The 21,003-nt window shown below is 64.7% G+C and carries 19 protein-coding genes; 5 read left to right on the top strand and 14 right to left on the bottom strand.

Features of this window, described 5'->3' with window-relative positions:
• Positions 1-20: 20 nt before the first annotated feature.
• Complete coding sequence (locus LWC34_RS20660; RefSeq protein ID WP_233726809.1) at positions 21-2,219, top strand: CLIPPER-2 domain-containing protein; 2,199 nt, start codon at positions 21-23, stop codon at positions 2,217-2,219.
• Here the strand turns inward: LWC34_RS20660 and LWC34_RS20655 are convergent.
• From LWC34_RS20655 to LWC34_RS20625, 7 genes are all read right to left on the bottom strand, one after another.
• Positions 2,216-2,722: a phosphoribosyltransferase family protein gene (locus LWC34_RS20655; RefSeq protein WP_233726808.1), complete on the bottom strand. Its 507-nt coding sequence runs from the start codon at positions 2,720-2,722 to the stop codon at positions 2,216-2,218. The genes LWC34_RS20660 and LWC34_RS20655 overlap by 4 nt on opposite strands.
• 192 nt (positions 2,723-2,914) lie before the next feature.
• On the bottom strand, positions 2,915-4,237 hold the full coding sequence (locus tag LWC34_RS20650) for a GGDEF domain-containing protein (RefSeq protein WP_233726807.1): 1,323 nt from the start codon (positions 4,235-4,237) through the stop codon (positions 2,915-2,917).
• A 208-nt stretch (positions 4,238-4,445) separates the two neighbouring features.
• A complete protein-coding gene (locus LWC34_RS20645; protein ID WP_233726806.1) occupies positions 4,446-5,714 on the bottom strand; it encodes an MFS transporter in 1,269 nt (422 codons plus the stop codon).
• A 307-nt stretch (positions 5,715-6,021) separates the two neighbouring features.
• Positions 6,022-7,527, bottom strand: coding sequence for a sodium:solute symporter family protein (locus tag LWC34_RS20640; protein WP_233726805.1), 1,506 nt, complete (start codon positions 7,525-7,527; stop codon positions 6,022-6,024).
• A gap of 110 nt (positions 7,528-7,637) precedes the next feature.
• A complete protein-coding gene (locus LWC34_RS20635; protein ID WP_233726804.1) occupies positions 7,638-8,090 on the bottom strand; it encodes a nuclear transport factor 2 family protein in 453 nt (150 codons plus the stop codon).
• A gap of 17 nt (positions 8,091-8,107) precedes the next feature.
• Positions 8,108-8,977 (bottom strand): TIGR03619 family F420-dependent LLM class oxidoreductase, encoded by an 870-nt coding sequence (locus tag LWC34_RS20630; RefSeq protein ID WP_233726803.1) that lies wholly within the window; start codon positions 8,975-8,977, stop codon positions 8,108-8,110.
• A gap of 50 nt (positions 8,978-9,027) precedes the next feature.
• Complete coding sequence (locus LWC34_RS20625; protein WP_233726802.1) at positions 9,028-9,309, bottom strand: DUF6191 domain-containing protein; 282 nt, start codon at positions 9,307-9,309, stop codon at positions 9,028-9,030.
• A gap of 196 nt (positions 9,310-9,505) precedes the next feature.
• Here LWC34_RS20625 and LWC34_RS20620 point away from each other — a divergent pair, with 196 nt between their 5' ends.
• Both LWC34_RS20620 and LWC34_RS20615 read left to right on the top strand, forming a co-directional pair.
• On the top strand, positions 9,506-10,243 hold the full coding sequence (locus LWC34_RS20620) for a response regulator transcription factor (protein ID WP_233726801.1): 738 nt from the start codon (positions 9,506-9,508) through the stop codon (positions 10,241-10,243).
• A gap of 144 nt (positions 10,244-10,387) precedes the next feature.
• Positions 10,388-12,217 (top strand): acyl-CoA dehydrogenase, encoded by a 1,830-nt coding sequence (locus LWC34_RS20615; protein WP_233726800.1) that lies wholly within the window; start codon positions 10,388-10,390, stop codon positions 12,215-12,217.
• Positions 12,218-12,468: 251 nt separating this feature from the next.
• Here LWC34_RS20615 and LWC34_RS20610 read toward each other — a convergent pair whose 3' ends face one another.
• From LWC34_RS20610 to LWC34_RS20600, 3 genes are all read right to left on the bottom strand, one after another.
• Positions 12,469-14,358: a VanW family protein gene (locus LWC34_RS20610; RefSeq protein WP_233726799.1), complete on the bottom strand. Its 1,890-nt coding sequence runs from the start codon at positions 14,356-14,358 to the stop codon at positions 12,469-12,471.
• 19 nt (positions 14,359-14,377) lie between these two features.
• Entirely contained in the window at positions 14,378-14,671 is a 294-nt protein-coding gene (locus LWC34_RS20605; RefSeq protein ID WP_051793916.1) for a GroES family chaperonin, read from the bottom strand.
• Positions 14,672-14,751: 80 nt separating this feature from the next.
• Positions 14,752-16,578 carry an NHL domain-containing thioredoxin family protein gene (locus tag LWC34_RS20600; protein ID WP_233726798.1) on the bottom strand — a complete coding sequence of 609 codons (1,827 nt, stop codon included), beginning with the start codon at positions 16,576-16,578 and terminating at the stop codon, positions 14,752-14,754.
• A 97-nt stretch (positions 16,579-16,675) separates the two neighbouring features.
• Here LWC34_RS20600 and LWC34_RS20595 point away from each other — a divergent pair, with 97 nt between their 5' ends.
• Together LWC34_RS20595 and LWC34_RS20590 are read left to right on the top strand one after the other, a co-directional pair.
• Entirely contained in the window at positions 16,676-16,927 is a 252-nt protein-coding gene (locus tag LWC34_RS20595) for a type II toxin-antitoxin system Phd/YefM family antitoxin (protein WP_233726797.1), read from the top strand.
• A 2-nt stretch (positions 16,928-16,929) separates the two neighbouring features.
• On the top strand, positions 16,930-17,196 hold the full coding sequence (locus LWC34_RS20590) for a type II toxin-antitoxin system RelE family toxin (protein WP_233726796.1): 267 nt from the start codon (positions 16,930-16,932) through the stop codon (positions 17,194-17,196).
• A gap of 140 nt (positions 17,197-17,336) precedes the next feature.
• Here LWC34_RS20590 and LWC34_RS20585 read toward each other — a convergent pair whose 3' ends face one another.
• The 4 genes from LWC34_RS20585 to LWC34_RS20570 form a co-directional block, all read right to left on the bottom strand.
• Positions 17,337-17,804 carry a GNAT family N-acetyltransferase gene (locus tag LWC34_RS20585; protein ID WP_233726795.1) on the bottom strand — a complete coding sequence of 156 codons (468 nt, stop codon included), beginning with the start codon at positions 17,802-17,804 and terminating at the stop codon, positions 17,337-17,339.
• A gap of 251 nt (positions 17,805-18,055) precedes the next feature.
• Entirely contained in the window at positions 18,056-18,433 is a 378-nt protein-coding gene (locus tag LWC34_RS20580; protein WP_233726794.1) for an NTP pyrophosphohydrolase, read from the bottom strand.
• Positions 18,430-18,891: an SRPBCC family protein gene (locus LWC34_RS20575; protein ID WP_233728784.1), complete on the bottom strand. Its 462-nt coding sequence runs from the start codon at positions 18,889-18,891 to the stop codon at positions 18,430-18,432. Before LWC34_RS20575 ends, LWC34_RS20580 begins: the two co-directional genes overlap by 4 nt.
• Positions 18,892-18,898: 7 nt before the next feature.
• A complete protein-coding gene (locus LWC34_RS20570) occupies positions 18,899-20,998 on the bottom strand; it encodes a translocation/assembly module TamB domain-containing protein (RefSeq protein ID WP_233726793.1) in 2,100 nt (699 codons plus the stop codon).
• Positions 20,999-21,003: the final 5 nt, after the last annotated feature.

Below are 21,003 nucleotides of genomic sequence, written 5' to 3'. Positions count from 1 at the left end.
CGCTGACAGACTCGGCTGGTATGCGCCTTGTGTTGGTCGGGCTGATGTTGTTGGCAGGCTTGACCGCAGGCGCACGCGCCGCTGAGGAACAGCCGTTCCTGCAGGCATACACGCGGATTCTCAACGGCGACTTTCTTAGCGTTGGCAACGGTTCTCTGCGCTGCCCGACCGATGCCGACAAGGCACCCGCGACGGGCGAGGGCAACACGCCCCAAGCCTGTGCCGAGGCGGCCAACCGGGGCAACGACCGGGTGAACGACAACTTCTTCATGCAGTACGCGGACGTGGACAGTGATCCGGGCACGTTCAACTCCAGCAGCGCCAGCCCGGAGCTGCCCAAGGGCGCGAAGGTCGAGTACGCCCGGCTGAACTGGGGCGGGAACACCGGTGTGTTCGCCGATTCGACCGTGAAGATGTGTCAGTCGCGGGAGTCGGAGACGCCTGCGGTGCTGCCGGGTGGCGCGCCGAGCCAGCCGATCCGGCTGACGGTCGGGTCCAGCACAAAGGACGTCACGCCAACGACATTCCGGGTCGATCCGCCAGGGACGCACCGCGGGTCGAGCCAGCTCTACTCGGCGTCGGCGGACGTGACGGCCGCGTTCATGACCGAGACCAAGCCGGTCACAGTCGCGAACGTGTGGACTCCCAAGGGTTTCGGCTGCGTCGGCGGCTGGTCGTTGACGCTCGTGTACAGCGAACCCGGGGCGCCGAAGCGGCAGGTGTTCGTGTACGACGGGCACGTCCGCCAGAACACCGGCGACGAGACAACCACGTTGCAGGTCAACGGTTTCCGGGCAGCGACCCCGGAGGCGCGGATCGAATTGACCGCCTACGAGGGTGACTGGGGCATCGGCGGCGACCAGTTCCTGGTGAACAAGGCCGGGCAGGGCGAGAACTTCTTTGTCTCCCAGGCCAATGGTAGTCCGAACAACTTCAGCGTCGACGCGCGCACGCTGACCGCGCCGATCCTGGTCGGTGCCACGACATTGGACCTTGGCTTCACCACGACGGGCGACAGCTATCTCGTGCAAAGCGTCGCGATCTCCATCGCGGTACCGGAGTTGCAGGTAGCCGTGACCGTGGACAAACCCGCGGTGCACCCGGGTGATCAAGTCACGTTCACGATCACTGTCACGAACTCGGGCGCCGTGCCGGTCAAGGACGTCAAGGCTGGGTGCGGGACGATCGCCACGCTCGACCCTGGCCAGTCGCAGACGGTGACATGCCAGGTCACGGCCCCGCAGGACGACTTCACGCATACCGTGAAAGTCATTGGCAGCACGCCAATCGGCGACATCGAAGGCGGTAGCTCGGTGCCGGTCGAAGTGCTGAACCCGGCCGTGAAGATCACCAAGCAGGCCGACAAACCCGCGTACCGCGTCGGCGACACGGTCACCTTCACCATCAAGGTCGACAACGCGGGCGACACCCCACTCACGGACATCGAGGTTCTCGACGCCAAAACCCCTGGCTGTGCGAGAAAGCTCGCTGCCCCAACGACTTTCACGTGCACCGCGACAGCACCTGTGCCAGACGGCGTGAACATCGCGGAGGTGGGCGCGTCCGATCGTCTCGGCAAGCGGGTGACAGCGACCGCCGAGGCCGCGGTCAAGGTCATTCATCCGAACGTGCAGATCACCAAGGACGCGGCACCTAACCCGGTCAGGCAAGGCGACACCGTCACGTTCACGATCAAGGTCACGAACACCGGCGACACCCCGCTGACCAAGGTCGGAGTGATCGACGAGATCCCGAACTGCACCAAGGAAATCGGCGATCTCGCCGCAGGCGCAAACCAGACCTACACCTGCACGCAGGTCGCCGGATCAATTGGCACGACGACAAAAGCGACCGTGACGGGCGTGGACATCACCGCGCGCTCAGTCACCGCAGCCGACGACGCGGCCTACACGGTCATTCACCCAGGCATCTCGATCGTGATGACCACCGCAGGCCCGTACAAGCCAGGGGACACCGTCACGTTCTCGGTCAGCGTCCGCAACACCGGTGACGTCCTGCTGACCGAGGTCGCGGTCACGGACGCGATCGCACCTGACTGCGCCCGCACGATCGGCGAGCTCAAGGACAAGGCGGAGTACACCTGCACGATGACCGCGCCGACGGACGACGTGACCAACCTGGCCACCGTCACAGGCAAGCCGCCCGTCGGGCCGCCGGTGACCGGGATAGGGGTGGCGTTCGTGGACGTCCAGCCTTAGAGCGAGTCCTGACGTGCGAGCCCGTGCACGGGCGGCAGCAGGGCACGGCGTGCATCGGGCAGGCCGTCGATGACGACCGCGATGCCCACGAGGGTCGCCCCGCACTCGGCGATCATTGACTGGGCGGCGATGGCCTGGCTGCCGGTCTCGATCCAGTCGTCGACCATCAGGACCCGGTCGCCGGGCGCGAGCGCGTCGCGCTGCATCAACAACTCGGTGTCGTTGCCCCGGTAGTCCGCTGACGTCACGCGCCTGACCTTGGGGCCGGGAAAGATCGATCCCGACTTGCGGATGGCAGTGAAGCCGACATTCAGGGCAACCGCGACTGCGCCACCAAGCAGGAAGCCCCGGGATTCGATGCCAGCGACCGTCGTAATCCGTGCACCGCCGAACGGATCAGCCAATGCCGCGATGATCTCGCCGAACGCGGCGGGATCTCGGAAAACAGCCCAGACGTCGGCATGGCCGTCGATCCATCGAAACCGATCCAACACAGTGATCATTTTGGCACCCTGCCTGCTGGTTTTGTTCAGCTGTCAGACAAACTGAACCATTTCCAATGGACCGTTTCAAAACGATGTTCTTTGGGTATTCAAGTAGGTCCAGTTGTGTAAATCACCCGGCAAAGGGATAGAACAAAAGTAACCGCCGTCGCAGGACGGCGGTTACTTTCAGCTTATATTTCCGGCGGCTTGCTAACCCGCAGTCGCGACCAGGGCTTTTCGATTCGCGGCACCGACAACCCGATTTCGACCGCTCTCTTTGGCCACGTACACTGCCGCGTCCGCGGCGGCAAGAACTTCGTCGAGGCTTTCCCCAGCCGTGGGATACGAAGCCACTCCAATGGATGCCGTGCGGTCGGTGATCGTCACCGGCGTGCCCTCGTTCGTGCGGGTCTCGACCACCAGCTCAACGATCAACTCACGGATCCGGTCAGCCGCGGCCAGCGCCTCCCGCTCGGACGCGCCTGCCAGCAGGACCACGAACTCCTCACCGCCGAACCGGCCGACCAGGTCGTGCGACCTCGTCTCGCGTTTCAGCAGCTCGGCCAGCGAGATCAACATGTCGTCGCCGGCCAGGTGACCGTAGGTGTCGTTGATCTTCTTGAAGTAGTCGAGGTCGATCATCAGCACGCTGAACTCGCCAGCCGACCGGTCGGCGCGGGATATCTCCCGCTCACCACGGTTGTGCCAGGTCACAGCGTTGAGCAGGCCCGTCTTCATGTCCTTTGACGCCATCTCCTCGAGCTGCTTGGCCAGCATCGAGCGCTGCAGCACGAACATCGGCAGGAACATCAGCATGGACAGCACCGGCTGGTGCATCAGCACCAGGATCATCAGGCCGCCGAGGCACAGCGTGGTCAGCTCGAGTGCGTTGTCGTCGTAGCTACCGAACAGCCGCTCTGGCGTTGCCTGGTCCGGTTCGGCCAGGTAGAGGGCGATGATGGTGATGATCAAAGCGACCAGGAAGTGCACGATCACGCCCGCGATGACCGCGAGCGAGATGGCCTTGACGTCGAGCGTCGCGGTGATCGGCCCGGTCAGGAAGAAGGTGGCCGCGAACGCGGTCGCGTAACACGACAGGATCATCGTGCTGGCGTTGGTCACGGTCTTGTGCACCGCGACGTGCTCGAGGTTCCCCCAGCTGCGCATCCCCAGATGCGTGTACAGCACGACGGCGAGCAGCGCGACGAGCGGCGGCGGGAGCAGCAGTGCCGCGGGCAGCATCCAGACCGAGGTCATGTTGATGTGCGGGGTCACGTTGAGTGTTCGCCGCATCCGCTCGATCTTGCGCGTCGCCTCGGTGTGTACAAGGCCGAGCGCCGCGAGAAACGCGAAAAGTCCCACGTCATCGCCCGCGATCGGGAAGATGAAGAAAGCGGCGACGGTCAAGCCAACAGTAACCGCTTCAGTACTGAGCGTGAAATAAACCCAATGGCGCGGCCGCTGCCACAACGACCATTCACCGACGGCGACCCAACGTCGCCGGGGCGGATCCTCCGTTGCTTCGCTTTTCATGGGAGCCCCCATTCCCCTCGTGTACCCCTCTTGCTCGCGCTGGGCGACCAACTCATCTACAGACAGTTTCCATCCAGACGCTTCTTTTGGCCAGAGCCGGAGGTGTGTATTTTAATTTGCGTCGAGGAAAGGTGGTTGGCGATGTGCGGTCGAGACCAGTGACCCGAACCCGGTGACTTCAGCACGCTGAAGTCACCGCGGATCACTTTCAGGCTGGGGATGTAGGTGTGGTGTCGCTTGGTATCCACCGCTGCGGATCTGAGCCAATGGCTCGGAACCACACCCATGCCAGCACTGCTGTGATCAAGATCCCTGCGACTCCGAATATCCCTACGGCTGTCTGTGCGTTTGTTGCGTCCGCGACCACACCTCCAATCGCCGGGCTCAACCCCATGGCCGTCGTCAGGCCGGTGTTCGACAGTCCCATCGTCTGCGCCCTGCTCGAGTCGGGCACGGCCAGCGACAACGAGGCAGTCGCCTGCATCAGTGCCACGGTGCCCAGTGCTCCGCACACCAGGAAAACCACCATTGACGGGACCAGTCCCGGACGCAGGAACGCGACCAGCATCGGCGCCGCCGCGAGGATCGCCAGCGGCCCGATCAGCTTCGGCCGGGTAGCTGGATGAACCCACCGCGTGAACACGAACGCGCCGATAACACTACCTAGTGGGTCGCTGGCCAGCAGAAGACCGACTTCGAACGAACCGCCGCCGAACGTCTTCGCGTATGGCGCCGCCAGTCCTTCGTAGACGGGCAACAACCCGGACACCCACGTGATGAGCAGCAGGGTGCGCAGGCCGGAGTCGGCGAACACGAGGCGGCCGCCCTGCCTGATCGAGCTGAGGAAGTTTGCCCGTTTAGCTGCCTCTTCGGTCGCCCTCGCGGCCGGTCGACGCTGCAAACCGAACCGGACGAACAGGGCCGACGCGATGAACGTGAGGCCGTCGATCACCAGCGCGAGGTGCGGATCGATCGCCGCGATCAGCAGACCGCCGCCGGCGAATCCGATCAGCTGCGCGGTCTGGTTGGTCATGCTGCGCACCGCGAGGCCGACGACGTAGCGGTCGCCTTCGAGCACGTCCGGCATCAGCGCGAGCTGCGCCGCCTTGAACGGCGGGTTGAGCAACGAGACACCGGCAACCAGCACCGCCAGTACCCACACCGACATGCCTGGGATGGCCACCAGCAGGATCAACACGGCACGGGCCAAGTCGACCCCGACCATGACCTCGCGTCGCGGGAAACGGTCAGCCAGTCCGGAAAGGAAGATCCCACCGAGGATGGACGGCGCGTAGGTCAGCGCGTACGTCAGACCGGTCAACGCGGCCGAGCCGGTCTCCTGGAAGACGAGCACGGAAAGCGCCACTCTGGCCAGTTGATCGCCGAAAATCGACAACAACTCGGCGAACCACAGTGCCCGGAACTCCGCGAGCGCGAAGACATCGCGGAACGTGGCACGTTGCGGTGCTCTTGTCACTCACCGACCCCTTGTGTACCCAGCCTGGCAGTCACTCACCGGGACCTTAGATGCTTGCCGTCACCAGTCAATCACAAAGCGTCAGAGGCTGAGCCTGGGATGTCACCTTGTTGCTGGCGGCGGATTGTCAGTCCGGGCAGGCCGATGGTGGCCGCAGGGTGAACCGTAGACGAAACGTACCGACTGACGAAACGGCGCGATGGTCCACAACGGAGTCTTCGCAGGCCAGAACAGCACTGTGGGCGGGGAGTCCGGACTCCCCGCCCACAGCCGGCGTTGCCAATCGGGGTTGGCAACTTCTCGTTGGTTACTTGCTTGCGGTCACCGCCGGTGTCGGATCATCCGACTCCAGCGTGTCGATCAGCTCGTCACGCTGCTCGGTGCGCTCTGGGAAGAACAACCCGCCGAAGATGTAGATCACCGTCGAGGTCAGGATCGGGTAGGCGACGAGCGCCTCCTTCGACACCGTCACGCCGGTCTTCTGCGAGATGAACAGCGTCGCCCAGACACCGAGGCCGAGCAGAACCGCGGACAGCGCGGCACGCGGGCCGGAACGGCGGAACCACGGCAGCAGGCCGAGCATCAGCGGGATGCCGATGACACCGACGGTCGCCGCGACCACGTCCACCACGATCTTGATGACCACACCGGTGCCGCTGGTGCTGATCGCGATCAACATGCTCGCCGCGATGAACAGGAACGTGGTGATCCGGGCGAGCTGCAGCTTGGCCGCCTCGGCCATCCGCGACGCGCCCTTCCAGATCCGCGGCAGCATGTCGCGGGTGATCACCGCGGAGATCACGTTGGCGTCCGAGGACACCATCGCCATCGTGTGCGAGAAGAACCCGGCGAGCACCAGGCCGACCAGGCCAGCGGGCAGCATCTGCAGACCCATGGCGACGTAGGCGTCGTCGCCGTTGGGCAGGCCCGGAACGATCAGCGGCGCCGCCCACATCGGCAGGAACAGCACGAGCGGCCAGACCAGCCACAGCACGCTGGACAGCGCGGCCGAGCGACGTGCGGCGGAACCGTCTGGCGCGGCCATGTAGCGCTGCGCCAGGTTCCACATGCCGCCGTTGTATTCCAGCGTCTTGATCAGGAAGAGGGCGAGGAAGAACGTGATCGTGTACGGCCCGGCCAGCGGCTGGCTGTTCTGCGGTGGCAGGTCGCCCCACATTTCCCAGATCCACGAGATGCCGCCGAAGTGGGCGATCACCGCGCCGAACATCGCGAAGCCGGCGACGGCCTGGATGATGAACTGGCCGAAGTCGGTCAGCGCGTCCGCCCAGAGGCCACCGATCACCGAGTAGACCATGGTCACGGCGCCGATCAGGAGGATGCCCCAGGTGATCGGCACACCGGCGAAACCGCGCAGCAGGACGGCGACGGCCGCCCACTTGGCGGCGATGTCGACCACCTTGAGCAGCGAGCCCGACCAGGCGAGCACCTGCTGGGTCGGCACGTTGTAGCGCTTCGCCAGGTACTCGAGCGGTGAGGCCACGTTGTACTTGGACCGCAACCTGTTCCAGCGCGGCGCGAACAGCCACGCACCGATGCCGACACCGACACCGATCGTCAGCGCCCACCAGACGTAAACCGTGAGGCCATACCGGTATGCCTCACCAGCGAATGCCACGAACATGACAGCGCTGTAACCGGACATGTGGTGGGAGATCCCAGAAAGCCACCACGGCATCTTGCCGCCGGCTGTGAAGAAGTCACTCGTGTTGGCGACCCGGCTCTTCGACCAGACGCCGATAGCCACCATCACGAAGAAATATCCGACAACGACAGCCCAGTCCAGTGTGCCCATCGCACCTCCAACGTCGACCCAAGCGCTCGGCTTGTGACGTACGTCTTACGGAGACGTGACATCGGTGGGGAAGGTCTAGGCCACAACTGAGTCACATTCGTGATTCGGTTTCATGTAGATGAACCGTTAGCTTTGCGCAGGGTCCCCAGTGCCCGGTCCATCTCCCAGAACGCCCGCAAGGAAACGATCAAGCCGTCGTCACCGACCCGGTAGACGAACACGCCCTGGGTGTCCATCCGCATGTCACCGGGCAGGTACACGTGGATCGTGCCGATGTTGGCGACCTCGTTCCCACCGGTGAACGAGTCCACCACGTTGAACTCGAACCGCTCCACTGTCGCGACCGTTTTGTCCCAGAACGCACGGATCGCCTCGTGCCCGTGATGCCCGAGACCGGTCGGGTCGATCGGCGACTGGCCGACCGGGTCCTCGATGACGGCATCGGGCGCGAAGAGCGCGACCCATTCCTCCTTCGCGCCCCGGCTTACCGCGCTCATCGACTTACGGGACGCGTCACGGGCCGGGTGCTCGGTCTCGGTCGCCTGCCAACTCACGGCGGTCATGGATTGGTCCTTTCAGATCAGAGCTTGTGGAGGATCTCGTCAGCGAACCGCTTGATGCCGTCTTTCTTGGCGTTGAGCTCGCCGTCCATGCCGACGCCGTAGAACACCCACGGCGCCACGAGTGCGTCTGTGACACCGATATCTGACTGCTGGCGGTACCCGTCGATGCCGAACCGGTCGATGCACACGGCCTGGATCTCGAAGGGCTCAGCGGCCCGCTCGTACTCCGCGCGCAGCTGCGCGAGCCGCTCAATGGTGGCCTTGAGGTCGTCGAACTTGATCATCGCCGAGCTCCAGCCGTCGCCGATCTTGGCGGCGCGGCGCAGCCCACGCTCGGTGTGCCCGCCGACGTAGAACGGCACGGGCTCGCTTGGCGCCGGGCTCATCTGCAGCTTGTCGAAGTCGAAGAACCGGCCGTGGTACTCGACCATGCCGCCGCCGAGCACGAGCTTGAGCACCTCGATCGACTCGTCGACCCGTGCGCCGCGGTTCTCGAAGGGCGCGCCGCACCACTCGAACTCCTCCGGCGTCCAGCCGATACCGACGCCGAGCCCGAACCGGTTGTTGGTCAGACAGGCGACCGACTGAACCTGGCGGGCGAGCAGCAGCGGGTTTCGTGGGCCAAGTTTCAGTACTTGGGTGTAGAACCTGATCTCATCGGTGACCGCCCCCATCGCGGCGGCCGCCACGAACGGGTCGACCCATGGCGTCTCGGCGTTCCAGAACCGCGAACCGTCCGGTGTGTATGGATAGTCCTCTGCGACTTTCTCGGGGTAGAAAATCGAGTCTGGCAAGGCAATCGCCGAATATCCGCACTCCTGTGCGGTCCGCGCGAGCTCGGTGATCTGATCGAGCGGACTCAACGCGATGGCGACCGTGAACTTCATCAGCATGCCGTCCTTCCCCGCACTGCCAGGAAGGACAACTGTAACGTGTTCTACTTCTTGCTGTCACCGTCTGGGCGATTGAGGAAGACCACGCCACGGTCGAGATCTACATGGTGAGGTGGCGCTCCGTCCTCGCTCTCCTCGCGCATCAGCGAATGCGTCACGCGCTGCTCAAGCTCGACCCGCTTGCCGCCATGGAGGAACGCCGTGAACTCGTCGAAGGCCACGCCGGAGAAGGGCGCGCCGGACTTGCACGAGCGCCGGATCCGGCGCCAGACCAACTCCATGATCGCGAGCCCGATGAGCAACACGGCGAGCGCGGGGAGTGACACGCCCCACATCATCTCCATGCCTGACCAACGCCCGGGCGAAGGCGTCGGTTCCGGTCCATTGGTCGGGAATCGGACAAGAGTTATCACCCGTGGGGGTGAGTTTTTGTGTTACCGGCGGTCACAGACGCCGACAACGTCACGAGTCAGGTGTCCTGACGTCGCACTATCGGACGAGTGACCCGGCGTGGAGGCGTGGATGGCGAACAACATCGACCACCGCCAGGTGCGACCGACAGGAGCGGTCGTCACCGGGCGGTCGACAGAAGGTGGCTTGGGGATCGCCTTGGTCGATTCGGTGCCGCTCGTCCGCGAAGGGCTGTCCGCACTCGTGATGAGAACCCGCGGCCTGCGTTGGGTGGGCGCCGCAGGCAGCCCGCACGCCGCGCTTCAGCTGTGTGAACGCTTCCGGCCGCACGCGGTGATCATCGACTCCGGTCTCGACCCGCGCTGGCACCTGTCCCGGATGCTCATCGGCAATGACCCTGACCTCGGCGTTCTGCTGATGATCCGCGAGGCACAGCGCAACACCCAGTACATCGCGGGCGCGATCGCAGCTGGCGTGCACGGCGTGATCTCACGGCGCAGCGAGCCGCCGCAGCTGATCCAGGCGATTCAGCGGGTGCATGCCGAACGCAGGTACATCGATCCGACGCTGGCGCCCGCGCTCGGCTCAGCCAAGGGCAAGGGCGGGCCGGTCGTGGCCAACCACGGCCAGCAGCCGCTGTCCCGGCGTGAGTACCAGGTGCTGCAGCTCATCGCCGACGGGTTGGAGAACCAGGCGATCGCCAAGGTGCTGTACGTATCTGTGGAGACCGTTCGCACTCATGTGAAGAGCATCCTGCGCAAGCTGTCCGCACGGGACCGCACGCACGCCGTCGCGGTCGCGTTCCGCTCCGGTGTGCTCACGGTCAACCAGGAAGACCACCCCTACTAGTGGTCACGATCGCAACCACTGGACCGTTTCCTTCACCACATCGGCGGGATCTGCTTGCTCGGGTTACCGGCAAGTAATATTCTATTGTTACCGGCGAGTAGCACAAGCCTGCCCCGGAAACGCAGACACACAGGGGAGCGACCCATGGCCCACTACAAGAGCAACGTTCGCGACCTGGAGTTCAACCTCTTCGAGGTGTTCAACGTCCAGGAGCGGCTCGGCACCGGCCCGTACGCGGAAGCGGACGAGGAGACGGCGCGTGGCGTGCTCGCGGAGCTGAACAAGGTGGCGACCGGCCCGCTGGCCGACTCGTTCGTCGAAGGTGACCGCAAGGGCACCACGTACGACCCGAAGACCTTCTCGGTGACGCTCCCCGAGAGCTTCAAGAAGTCCTACCAGGCGCTGTGGGACGGCGAGTGGTACCGGATCGGCCTGAGCAACGACCTCGGTGGCCTCGGCATTCCGCCGTCGGTGACCTGGGCGGCGGCCGAGCTGATCCTCGGCGCCAACCCGGCGATCTTCATGTACATGGCCGGCCCGAACTTCGCCGAGGTCGTGCACCGCAACGGCACCGACGAGCAGAGGCACTGGGCCGAGGTGATGATCGAGCGCGGCTGGGGCGCCACCATGGTGCTGACCGAGCCCGACGCCGGCTCCGACGTCGGCGCCGCGCGTACCAAGGCCGTGCTGCAGGAAGACGGCACCTGGCACCTGGACGGCGTGAAGCGCTTCATCACCTCAGCCGACCAGGACATGACCGAGAACATCATGCACCTGGTGCTGGCCAGGCCGGAAGGCCCGGGAATCGAGACAAGGCCAGGCACCAAGGGCCTCAGCCTCTTCCTGGTACCCAAGTTCCACTTCGACCCGCAGACGGGCGAACTGGGCGAGCGCAACGGCGCCTACGTGACCAACGTCGAGCACAAGATGGGCCTGAACGCCTCGGCCACGTGCGAGCTGACCTTCGGGCAGCACGACAAGCCCGCCGTCGGCTGGCTGCTCGGCGAGGTGCACAACGGCATCGCGCAGATGTTCCAGGTGATCGAGTACGCCCGGATGATGGTCGGTACCAAGGCGATCGCGACCCTGTCGACCGGCTACCTGAACGCGCTGGACTACGCCAAGGAGCGCGTCCAGGGTGCGGACCTGCCGAACATGCTCAACAAGGCGGCGCCCCGCGTGACCATCACGCACCACCCCGAGGTGCGCCGCAGCCTGATGCTGCAGAAGGCGTACGCCGAAGGCCTGCGCGCGGTGTACCTGTACACGGCGACCTTCCAGGACCGGATCGCGCTCGGCGGCGAAGAGCTGATGGCACAGGTGAACGACCTGCTGCTGCCGATCGTCAAGGGCGTCGGCTCGGAGCGGGCGTACGAGCAGCTGACCCAGTCGCTGCAGATCCTCGGCGGTTCCGGCTTCCTGCAGGACTACCCGATCGAGCAGTACATCAGGGACGCCAAGATCGACTCGCTGTACGAGGGCACGACCGCGATCCAGTCGCTCGACTTCTTCTTCCGCAAGATCGTGCGGGACAAGGGTCAGGCGCTGGCGTACGTGGCCGGCGAGATCAACGAGTTCCTGTCGACCGAGGGCGGAAACGGCCGCCTGAAGGAAGAGCGCGCGTTACTCAAGCAAGCACTTGAGGACGTGCAGGGCATCATCGGCGCGCTGATCGGCCACCTGACCTCGTCGCAGGAAGACCCGCAGAACATCAACAAGGTCGGCCAGCACACCGTTCGGCTGCTGCTGTCCACCGGTGACCTGCTGATCGGCTGGCTGCTGCTGCGCCAGGCCGAGGTCGCCCTGAAGGCGTTGTCCGGCGACGTCTCCGCCCGTGACAAGGCCTTCTACGAGGGCAAGGTCGCTGTGGCGTCCTTCTTCGCCCGCAACGTCCTGCCGGAGCTCTCGGCCGGTCGCAAGATCGTCGAGGCCGCCGACAACGCCATCATGGAGTTGGACGAAGCAGCGTTCTGACCCAGTAAGCCCACCGCTCCCGCGGCGAGGAAAAGGGCGGCGACCCCTGGCCCAGTTCATTCAGGCCAGGATCGCCGTCCTTTCGTGTACTTGCCTGTCGTGAGTGGTTTGTCCCGGTAGAGAACTAACCGCTCACGACACGCTGCCCAGCCTTGCCAGTTCGCGTCTGTCGTGAGCGGTTAGTTCGGACTTCTGTTATCGCCTGGAGTGGGACAAACCACTCACGTGGGTCACGTGGGTCACGTGGGGTTTCACGCAGGCGGTGGGCAGGTGATCTTGGGCTGCGGGTTGTACTTCATCGTCCGGTTCTCCCGGCGAATCTCCCGACCGTTGAGGTCCTTGATCACCCGGGTGTCGGTCACCGTGAAGCCGTGCGAACCGTTGCTGGCCTTGCAGTTCTGCGGCGGGCCTGCCTTCTCCTGCGGCTGGGTCGGGTTGGTCTCTCCGCCAGTGATCGACTCGACGTTGTACCGCTTCGTTCCCCACAGCCGCACGGTGATGTTGCCTGGCGTCCAGATGGTCTGGATCGCCACACCGGTCTGCGCGTCGTTGGTGAACTTCAGGTCGATGATGCTGTGACCGGCGTGGTCCTGGAACACCGTCGCCTCACGAGCCTTGGGGTAGCGGCTGATCCAGTAGCTGTGTTCCTTGTGGCCCGCGTCCTTCATGCCCGCGAAGTACGAGGCGTTGTACAGCGTCGTCGCGAACTGGGAGATGCCGCCGCCGACCTCACGGCCAGGGGCGCCGTCCTTGATCACGCCTGCTTCGACGTACCCCTGTGCGAGGCCGCGGGGACCGGTGAAACCGTTGAGGCTGAACGTGTCGCCCGGCTTGACGATCGCGCCCTGGACCTTCTGCGCCACCGTCCGGATGTTCACGCCGGACTCGGCGACGAAGCCACCGGTGGTGTATTCACCGATGACCTCCTTGATGCCGAGCGCGTTGGCCTGCTCGGTGGTCACCTTCGCCGGCTTGACCGTGTACTTCAGCACCAGCTCGCGCTTGTCCTGCTGCTGCACGACATCCGGGAACGTGGCGAGGCTCGGATCCCAGTCGACCTTCTTGCCCTCCTCGGAGGGGTGCACGGTCGGCTTGCCACCTTCGAACACGATGGTGGCGTCCTTGCCTTCCTTCTCAGAGGACTTCAGCTGCGGGCCGGCCGCCTCGACGACCTTGGCGTTGTCGATCTTCACGACCAGGGTGTTGTCCACCGGCTCGAACCGCAACGCCGTCGCGATCTGGGTCGGCGTGAGCGTCGCGTCCTTGCCTTCGCCCTTCAGCACGAACGGCTTGGCCGTCGCGGCCTTGGCCTTGTCGAACGCGGCCTGCACGGCCTCACGCGAGACCTTCGCCTCGGTCAGCGCCACCGGCAGCTGGATCGGCTGCCCGTTGACCCATTCCGCGACGATCTGGTCGGACGCGCCCTTGGCGTCGAGCTTGCGGCCCTGCTTGGCTTCCACGACCGACGGCGTCGCGCCGTCGAACTTGATGCTGCCTTCGACGGTGTCCTGGTCGACCTTGCTGCGCACCTCCTCGACCGCGGACCCCAGCGCCTGCTGGTCGGTCTGAGTCGAGAAGCCGACCTCGCGGTCGCTGAAGAACGACGACAGCCGGGTGATCGGGTTGATCGGCTGCTCACCGGCGGCGTCGAGCGTCTTGTTCCAGTCCGGGGTCAGCCCGGCCTTGGCGGGCAGCATCTCGGTGGTGAAGTCGCCTGCCTTGAGCTGGATCGGCTGGTTGAGCCGCGGCTCGATCTCGTCGCGGAGCTTCTTCTCCGCGGCGGCGCGCGTCAGCCCGCCGACGTCGACACCCGCGACCGTGACACCGCGCGGCACATCGCCCTGACTGGACAACAAGTCGGTCAGGTAGAGCACGCCGAGCACACCAAGGACCGCGCCAGCCACGAGCGCGGGCTTGCGCAGGTTCTTCTTCTTGGTGCTCTCGGCTGGTTGCTCAGGCGTGGCAGCAGACTGCTGGTCGCCCCAGCGGACCGTCGGCTCGTCGTACGCGGACGTGGCCTGAAACGGTGGGATGTTGTGCACCACCGTCGGGTCGATCGCAGGAGTCGACGGCTGAGCGACGGCCGGTAAAATATCCGTCTGCTCGCTGTGCGACTCCGGCCAGTTGTGCTGTTCCGGCAAGGCTCAATCCTCCGCGGGATTACAAGTACAGCCCGGTTCCGTGTTCGGTGCGTTCGCTGGCGATGGCGTGCACGTCGCGCTCGCGCATAACCAGGTAGGTCTGCGCCTGCACCTCGACTTCGAGCTGGTCCTCGGGGTTGAACAACACCCGGTCACCAACCTTGACCTGCCGGACGCTGTTGCCGACCCCCAGAACGTCACCCCATGCCAGCCTGCGCGCCATCTGCGCGGTTGCCGGGATGACGATGCCGCCTGTGCTTCGCCGTTCCCCATCCTCGGGTGAGATCCGCACGAGCACGCGGTCGTGCAGCATCTGGATCTCGAGTTTGAGTTCGGACACAAGGCGAATCGTACTTGTCCGCCGGACAGGCCCGATAAGGGCACGGCACCTTATCAGTCGTCCATTCCGCCCAACATCAGCGGCAAACGACGCAAGCCACCCTCATCCATCTGGATGGGCACACCCCAATCCTGCCTGGTCAGACGGCATGCCGGATGCTCGATCGAGGGATCGTCATCGCAGCTCGCGGCCTGCGCGACGACATGCAGCACACCCATGCCGATGCCGTCGGCCAGCACAAGCCGCCGACTGAGTGTTGTGGTGACGCCGGTGCCCTCGACCAGCAGTTCCGGCGGGGAGGAAGTGATCTCCAACCGGGTCGACGGGCCGTATCGCTCGTCAAGTTTCTGCCCGGGCGGCGGCTGGAAGACGACAACTAGTTCGACCTCGCCAGGCGCGAGAACAGTGGGCGGCCGCTTGACTTGATGCGCTTTGCCAGCGACCAATTGCTCGTTGTCACCGGGTGAGATGGGCCACTCAAGCCGGTGCGCGGCCGACGCGACGACAACGAGCCGCCCATCGACGATCGCGGCGCCAGACGGCTCCTTGATGCCGTCGGCGAGAGTGGAAACCTGCCCGGTTTCCGGGTCGAACCGCCGAATCGCCCCGTTGTAGGTGTCCGCGATGGCGACGCTGCCGTCACCGAGGACCGTGACACCAAGCGGATGCTGCAACAGCGCCTGGTCCTTGTCGCCGTCGCGGTGGCCGAAGTCGAACAGGCCCTTGCCGATCGCCGTGTGCACAACGTGATCGGTATCGATCCACCGCAGCGCAGACGTTTCGGAGTCGACCAGCCACAGCCGGTCATCGGTGGCCGCGAGGCCGGAGGTTTGCGCGAAGAAGGCTTCGCTCGCTGGACCGTCGTGCAGGCCTTCGACCGTCGTTCCCGCGTACCTCTTGACTGTGCGGTTGATTGGGTCGAACGCGCTGAGGGTGTGGTTGCCAGCCATGGCAATGATGACCTGGCCGTCCCACCAGGCCACGTCCCAGGGGCTGGAGAGGTCTACTTCGGTCGCCGGTCCTTCGGTGGGCCCGTTGCGCCATTGTTCGCCTGTGCCTGCGATGGTCGTGACTTCGCCGGTGTCGAGGTTCAACCCGCGCAGCAGGTGGTTGACGGTGTCGGCGATGACGGCGTGATAGCCGGTCGTTTGGGTAATTTCCGTTGGCAGCAAAGCAATCCCGGCGGGTTCGGAGAACTCCGGGCCGGGGCCGTCCTTGTGTCCTCTGTGGCCAGTCCCGATCCGCCGGATCAGGGTTTCGCCATCGGCTTCGAGCTCGGCGATGCTGTGGTTGGCGGCGTCGGCGACGAGCAGAGTCCCTTGTGGCGTAACGACAACCTTGGACGGGAACCGCAGTTCGGTGTGCTGCTTCTCCGGCGGGGAGTATGGGCCGTCGCCTCGGTGCAGCGTGCCTTTGGCCTCGTGTTCGGTGACGAGCTCGCGAATCACCCTTTTGAGTGCTTCTGCATGGCCCTCGCCCGCGGCCACGTGAACGACGTAGCCCTCCGGGTCGACGACAACAAGCGTTGGCCACGCTTTGACCGCGTAGTTCTGCCAGGTCGTCAGCTCCGGGTCGTCGAGCACGGGGTGGTCGACTTCGTAGCGCTCGACCGCGGCCGTCAACGCGTCCAGGTCCGCCTCGTGCACGAACTTCGGCGAATGCACGCCGACCGTCACCAGGACATCGGCGAACTCCTCTTCCAGCGGCCGCAGTTCGTCCAGTACGTGCAGGCAGTTGATGCAGCAGAACGTCCAGAAGTCGAGCAGCACGATCTTGCCGCGCAGGTCTTTGAGCTGGACGTCCTTGCCACCGGTGTTCAACCAGCCACGGCCAACCAGCTCAGGAGCCCGGACACGGGCACGGCGTTTCACTGCGGTCACACTTGAAGTCAACACTGCTGGTCCGGAGGGGTGTTCGCGGGTTCAGCCACTGGGACAACGCTTGGCGACAAGTCCTACGTTTTGTACAATTTGGCGCATGACCGAGATGCCGATCAGCGAGGCGAGAGACCACCTGGGCGAGGTTGTCGCCAAGGTGGAGCACGCCCACGAGCGCACTGTGCTGACCCGGCACGGACGACCTGTCGCCGCACTCGTTTCCATCGAAGATCTTCGACGGCTTGAAGCCGTGGAGGATGAGGCAGACCTGGCTGCGGCCCGAGAGGCCTTGGCATCTACCGAACCCCGGACCGCCCACCGTGACGTGCTTGCCGAGTTCGGTGTCGCCTGACAGTGCCCTACGAAATCGAATGGACAGCAGCCGCTCTCCGCGAACTTCGCAAGCTCGACCGGCAAACGGTTCGCAGGATCGTGTTGGCGGTGACCACGCTGGGAGCTGATCCGCGTCCGTCCGGTTGCCGGGCGCTCTCGGGTCAGCCAGCTGGAGTGAGGCGCATCCGAGTCGGCGACTACCGCATTGTCTATCAGGTTGACGACGGCAAGATCCTGGTAACGGTGGTGCGGGTCGCGCATCGGCGCGAGGTGTACCGCAACCTTTGATCTCTGGTCATACGAGACCAAGACAGCGTGGCCGGACAAGGCCGAGGCCGAGCGAATTCCAACACTGGGAATCGGAACAGGGACTCGCAGACTTGTTGGCTCAGCCGGTCACCGCGAAAAGCGGCTCGGAATCAACAGGTCTAGTTGAGACGCAGGATTGTCTCCTCGATTTCCGCGCCACGGGCGTTGGCGTAGGCGATCTCGGTGCCGATCGGTTTGAAGCCTGCCTTCTGCAGGACGCGGAGGGATCCGAGATTGTCGCTGGCGGCACGGCCGTACATCGGGCGGTCCGTGACTGTGGCGAGGAACAAAGTGAGGGCTTGGCTGGCGATCCCTTGGCCCCACGCCGCTCGCTCAATCCAGTAGGTGATCTCGGTTTGGTCGTCCAACACGAAGCTGGAGATCGTTCCGACGAACCGGCCGTCTTGGGTTATCGCGTACCGGTTGGGGTTGGTCCTCAACTTCGCCATATGGGTGTCGAAGGCTGCGCGGTCGTTCGGGTCCTTCGCGGTGAACGCCGCCATCCTGACCGATTCGGGATCACGCATGAACTCGAACAGCGGGTCGAGGTCAGCGTCCTCAACCGACCGCAGTGCCACCTCTGTCACCTGTCTCCTCCTTACTGTTCGGCCTGACAGGCAATGTATCGGTGGCCACCGACAATTCTGGCTCGCGGAACTTCGGCTCACCCCCCGGGTATTGATAAGCCTGCACGATGGACGAAGACGACATCCACATCCGACAGCCTGATCGTGCCGCTGGGTTGGACGAGATGGTGTGCGTGAGCGAGGAAGACCGGCTGTACGACCTATCTCTCCACGTGCCATCCGAACGACTGCCAACGGAAACAGATTTGCCGTCAGCGGACTGTGCTGGGGCCTAGGACTGAGGCGCCCAGTGAGGTGACGCGGGCTTTCAGGCCGCGGTCGGCGGTGACGACGTAGCAAGTCCGATCGGCACACTCCGTTCGGACCAGTTCGACGATGGCGTCATCTCCGTCGCCTGAGCGAGGGGCTGAGACGACGCGGATCGTGTCTGACGAAGCCACATCACGCGCCTTGCCCTCGACGACCATGACCACGTCCACGGGTGGTTCGACGCCTGGGACGCCAACCGAGGGCAGCGAGGCGAGTTTGTCGCGGAGTCGCTCGGTCGCGCCGAATCTGTCACGCCACCAGCCGTCGGGCACCGAACCGACCACGTTGGCCGCGTCGATGATCAGGAGCGGGGTTGTCATGCTTCGGCTTTCTCTTTCAGGCGCTGGAGGGTGCGGGCGATGTTCTCCGTATTCACTTTCACCCGGTCGGATACTCCTGTTGCCAGGTAGGCCAGGCCCAGGAACCATCGTGGCCTGCGGTCCCATGTGCTTTCGACGACCTCGCAGCCGGTTTCAGCTGGAGTGATCGAGTAGTCCCACCGGGCCACGGGAATTCCCAATGACGCCACGTTGAAAGCGAACTGACGACCGGGCGCGGCATCGGTCACTGTGGACACGGTTGACCAGCGGCGCACACCTCGCCGGTTCACGCCGCGGAACCGCGTTCCGACCGTTACCGAGGAGGCTCCGTCCAGTAGCTTGCAGGTCACCGTTTCCTCGGCGATTCCTGCAAGGGACTGTGGGTCGCTGATCAACGCGTAGACCGTCTCCGGTGTGGCCGCTACCGTTATCCGGCCGGTTGCGGTGGGTTCCACGATGCACCCCTTAGTTACGTCTGAGCATCCGGGTCAGGCCTGCCGCTGCCGTTGTCGCCAGTATCCAGCCGGTTGCGATCAGTCCGGTCGCCACCCATTGTGAGGCTCCTGGGGCTTGCCAGCGATTCTTGTTGCCGAAATCGATGATCGGCACGAGCAGGTCCAGTGTGTAGAGCACCGGGTTCCAGATCAGCGTGTCGTCCGAATTGATCTCGTTCGGTTCACCGCGCAGTGCGAACCAGACACTGCCGGACACCAGGCAGAACAGCAGCCACACCAACGCACGAGTCGGCCGGTAGCCGTAGCCGACCATCGACCGTTGCAGCCAGCTCCACAACCGCACCCCTGGCCACAGCACCCGCATACCTTCTGCCAGTGCCACATAACGCCATTTGTGCTTCTCGATCAGCACGGTATGGGCGTGTTCTTCGTTCCCGGTAGAGCGGAACACGGTCGCCAACTGGTCATACGGGCCGGGGCTGTAATGGCCCTGCATCGAGGTGCGTAACCACCGCAATCGCGTGCGGACGTTCTTGTCGTCCTTCAAATCAATGGGTACGGCCAGTGCTTCGTAACGGAAGTCCTCAAGGTCTATCCGGCCGGTGCCGTCCCAGAATTTGTCGTTGTCCGCCAACGAAGCGCAGCGTGCGTGCCGCAGTGTCACGCGCCCGCGCGGTGCCTGGCCGACGGTCAGAACGAGTTCCTGGGCGACCATGCCGTGTGCGTTCAACGCTGTCCCGCCGAGCCCTGAGCCGAGGATGGCACCGTCGAAATTGGCTTCGCGGCCTATCTCCGCGCGGTGCATCCGGACGCCGCCATGTGCCGCGAATGGACGATGACCTGCGGCAAGAATGAGGTCACGGCCGATGGTCGCGGCACGGATGTCCACCGAGGGCGCCACGTCGCCGGTCCGCATGTTCTTGCCCGGCTCGATCAGACGGGTGCCGCGCAGGTCCATGTTCGCGCCGATTTTGGCGCCCTGCAGGGAAAGGCAGCCCGCGGCTTCGACGAACCGGCCGTCCAGGTTGCCGCCGACGCTGAACCGCCTGCCGAGGATCACGTCCGCCTCGGGGTTACGCAGGTTCGCGCCGTCCATCAGCAGGTTTCCGCTGATCGTCACGTCGACCATGCGGGCTTGACCGGCCATCCGGATCGAGCGGGCGTCGAAATCGCCGCTGATCTGCGTGCCGTCGAGGTGCAAGGCCCGATGTGGCCACGGCGGTTCCTGCTCGTCGGACACATCGATGTCCGCGCTGGACAGTCGCAGCGAGCCGCCGATCACCCCGTTGACGATCCGCAAAGTCCCGTTGGATCGCAGGCCACGGTCCAGTTCGAGGTTTCCTTCCACCCTGAGGCGGTCGGCGATCAGGGTCGCGGTCACGTCGAACCCCGGGTCGCCGGTGATCTCCACCCCGGTCGTGTCGCCGTGGTTCAACTCCGCGCCACGCAACGAGAAATCGCTCTCCACCCGGGTCGCGGGCAGGAACAGCCAGCCAGTTGAGGAAAAGCGTGCTCCGGTCGTGACATCGATGCCGCACAACAGATTTCCGCCGACATGAATGCCGTATCCGTTGAGCGCATAGCCTTCCGCGTTGTCCAAAACCGCGCCGGAGAAGTTCACGTTGCCGCCCGCACGCAGCCCGGGCATCCGGATCTCGCCGCGTGCCACCAGATTGTTCGCCAGCAACGCACCGGCAAGCACCAACCGGTCGGCGCTCAACGCGCGCCCGGAGTGGTTGCCGATCATGCTGCCGGTCAGGTTCAGCGAACCTTCGATCTGGGTGTCGACCAGATCAACCAAACCATCCACTGTGGACGACACTAGGACGAGATCGTTGTCGCAGCGCATGTTCTTGGCCTGCAGGCCTGGCAGCCAGCAGTCCCGGAATTCGAGACCGGCCAGTTTGGCCTGCCGAAGGTCCGGTGCCTGTTCGAACCGGCACCGGTAGAACTCGAGTACGTAAGGGAATTCCAGCGCCCGCAGGTTCAGTGTGCCGGTCAGGAGCTTGTCCTCGACCACGATCACGGGCGGGCTCGCTGCCTTACGGCGCCAGCGCGGGCCTGCGGCGTCCGGCTCGACCACCCGGCGGATCACATCGGCCGCGGGCATAGGGG

The sequence above is a fragment of the Kibdelosporangium philippinense genome (assembly GCF_021390435.2).
GTDB classification, from domain to species: Bacteria; Actinomycetota; Actinomycetes; order Mycobacteriales; family Pseudonocardiaceae; genus Kibdelosporangium; species Kibdelosporangium philippinense.
The sequence above is the reverse complement of the archived record's forward strand: the minus strand, read 5'-3'. Positions and strand labels throughout refer to the sequence as shown.

Bases quoted from the DNA above. Each gene is read 5' to 3' on its own strand.
- LWC34_RS20650 (WP_233726807.1), bottom strand. From the start codon at position 4,237: ATGAAAAGCGAAGCAACGGAGGATCCGCCCCGGCGACGTTGGGTCGCC.
- LWC34_RS20605 (WP_051793916.1), bottom strand. From the start codon at position 14,671: ATGCTGCACGACCGCGTGCTCGTGCGGATCTCACCCGAGGATGGGGAA.
- LWC34_RS20580 (WP_233726794.1), bottom strand. From the start codon at position 18,433: ATGACAACCCCGCTCCTGATCATCGACGCGGCCAACGTGGTCGGTTCG.
- LWC34_RS20635 (WP_233726804.1), bottom strand. From the start codon at position 8,090: ATGACCGCCGTGAGTTGGCAGGCGACCGAGACCGAGCACCCGGCCCGT.
- LWC34_RS20620 (WP_233726801.1), top strand. From the start codon at position 9,506: ATGGCGAACAACATCGACCACCGCCAGGTGCGACCGACAGGAGCGGTC.
- LWC34_RS20640 (WP_233726805.1), bottom strand. From the start codon at position 7,527: ATGGGCACACTGGACTGGGCTGTCGTTGTCGGATATTTCTTCGTGATG.
- LWC34_RS20655 (WP_233726808.1), bottom strand. From the start codon at position 2,722: ATGATCACTGTGTTGGATCGGTTTCGATGGATCGACGGCCATGCCGAC.
- LWC34_RS20595 (WP_233726797.1), top strand. From the start codon at position 16,676: ATGACCGAGATGCCGATCAGCGAGGCGAGAGACCACCTGGGCGAGGTT.
- LWC34_RS20660 (WP_233726809.1), top strand. From the start codon at position 21: ATGCGCCTTGTGTTGGTCGGGCTGATGTTGTTGGCAGGCTTGACCGCA.
- LWC34_RS20630 (WP_233726803.1), bottom strand. From the start codon at position 8,977: ATGAAGTTCACGGTCGCCATCGCGTTGAGTCCGCTCGATCAGATCACC.
- LWC34_RS20615 (WP_233726800.1), top strand. From the start codon at position 10,388: ATGGCCCACTACAAGAGCAACGTTCGCGACCTGGAGTTCAACCTCTTC.
- LWC34_RS20570 (WP_233726793.1), bottom strand. From the start codon at position 20,998: ATGCCCGCGGCCGATGTGATCCGCCGGGTGGTCGAGCCGGACGCCGCA.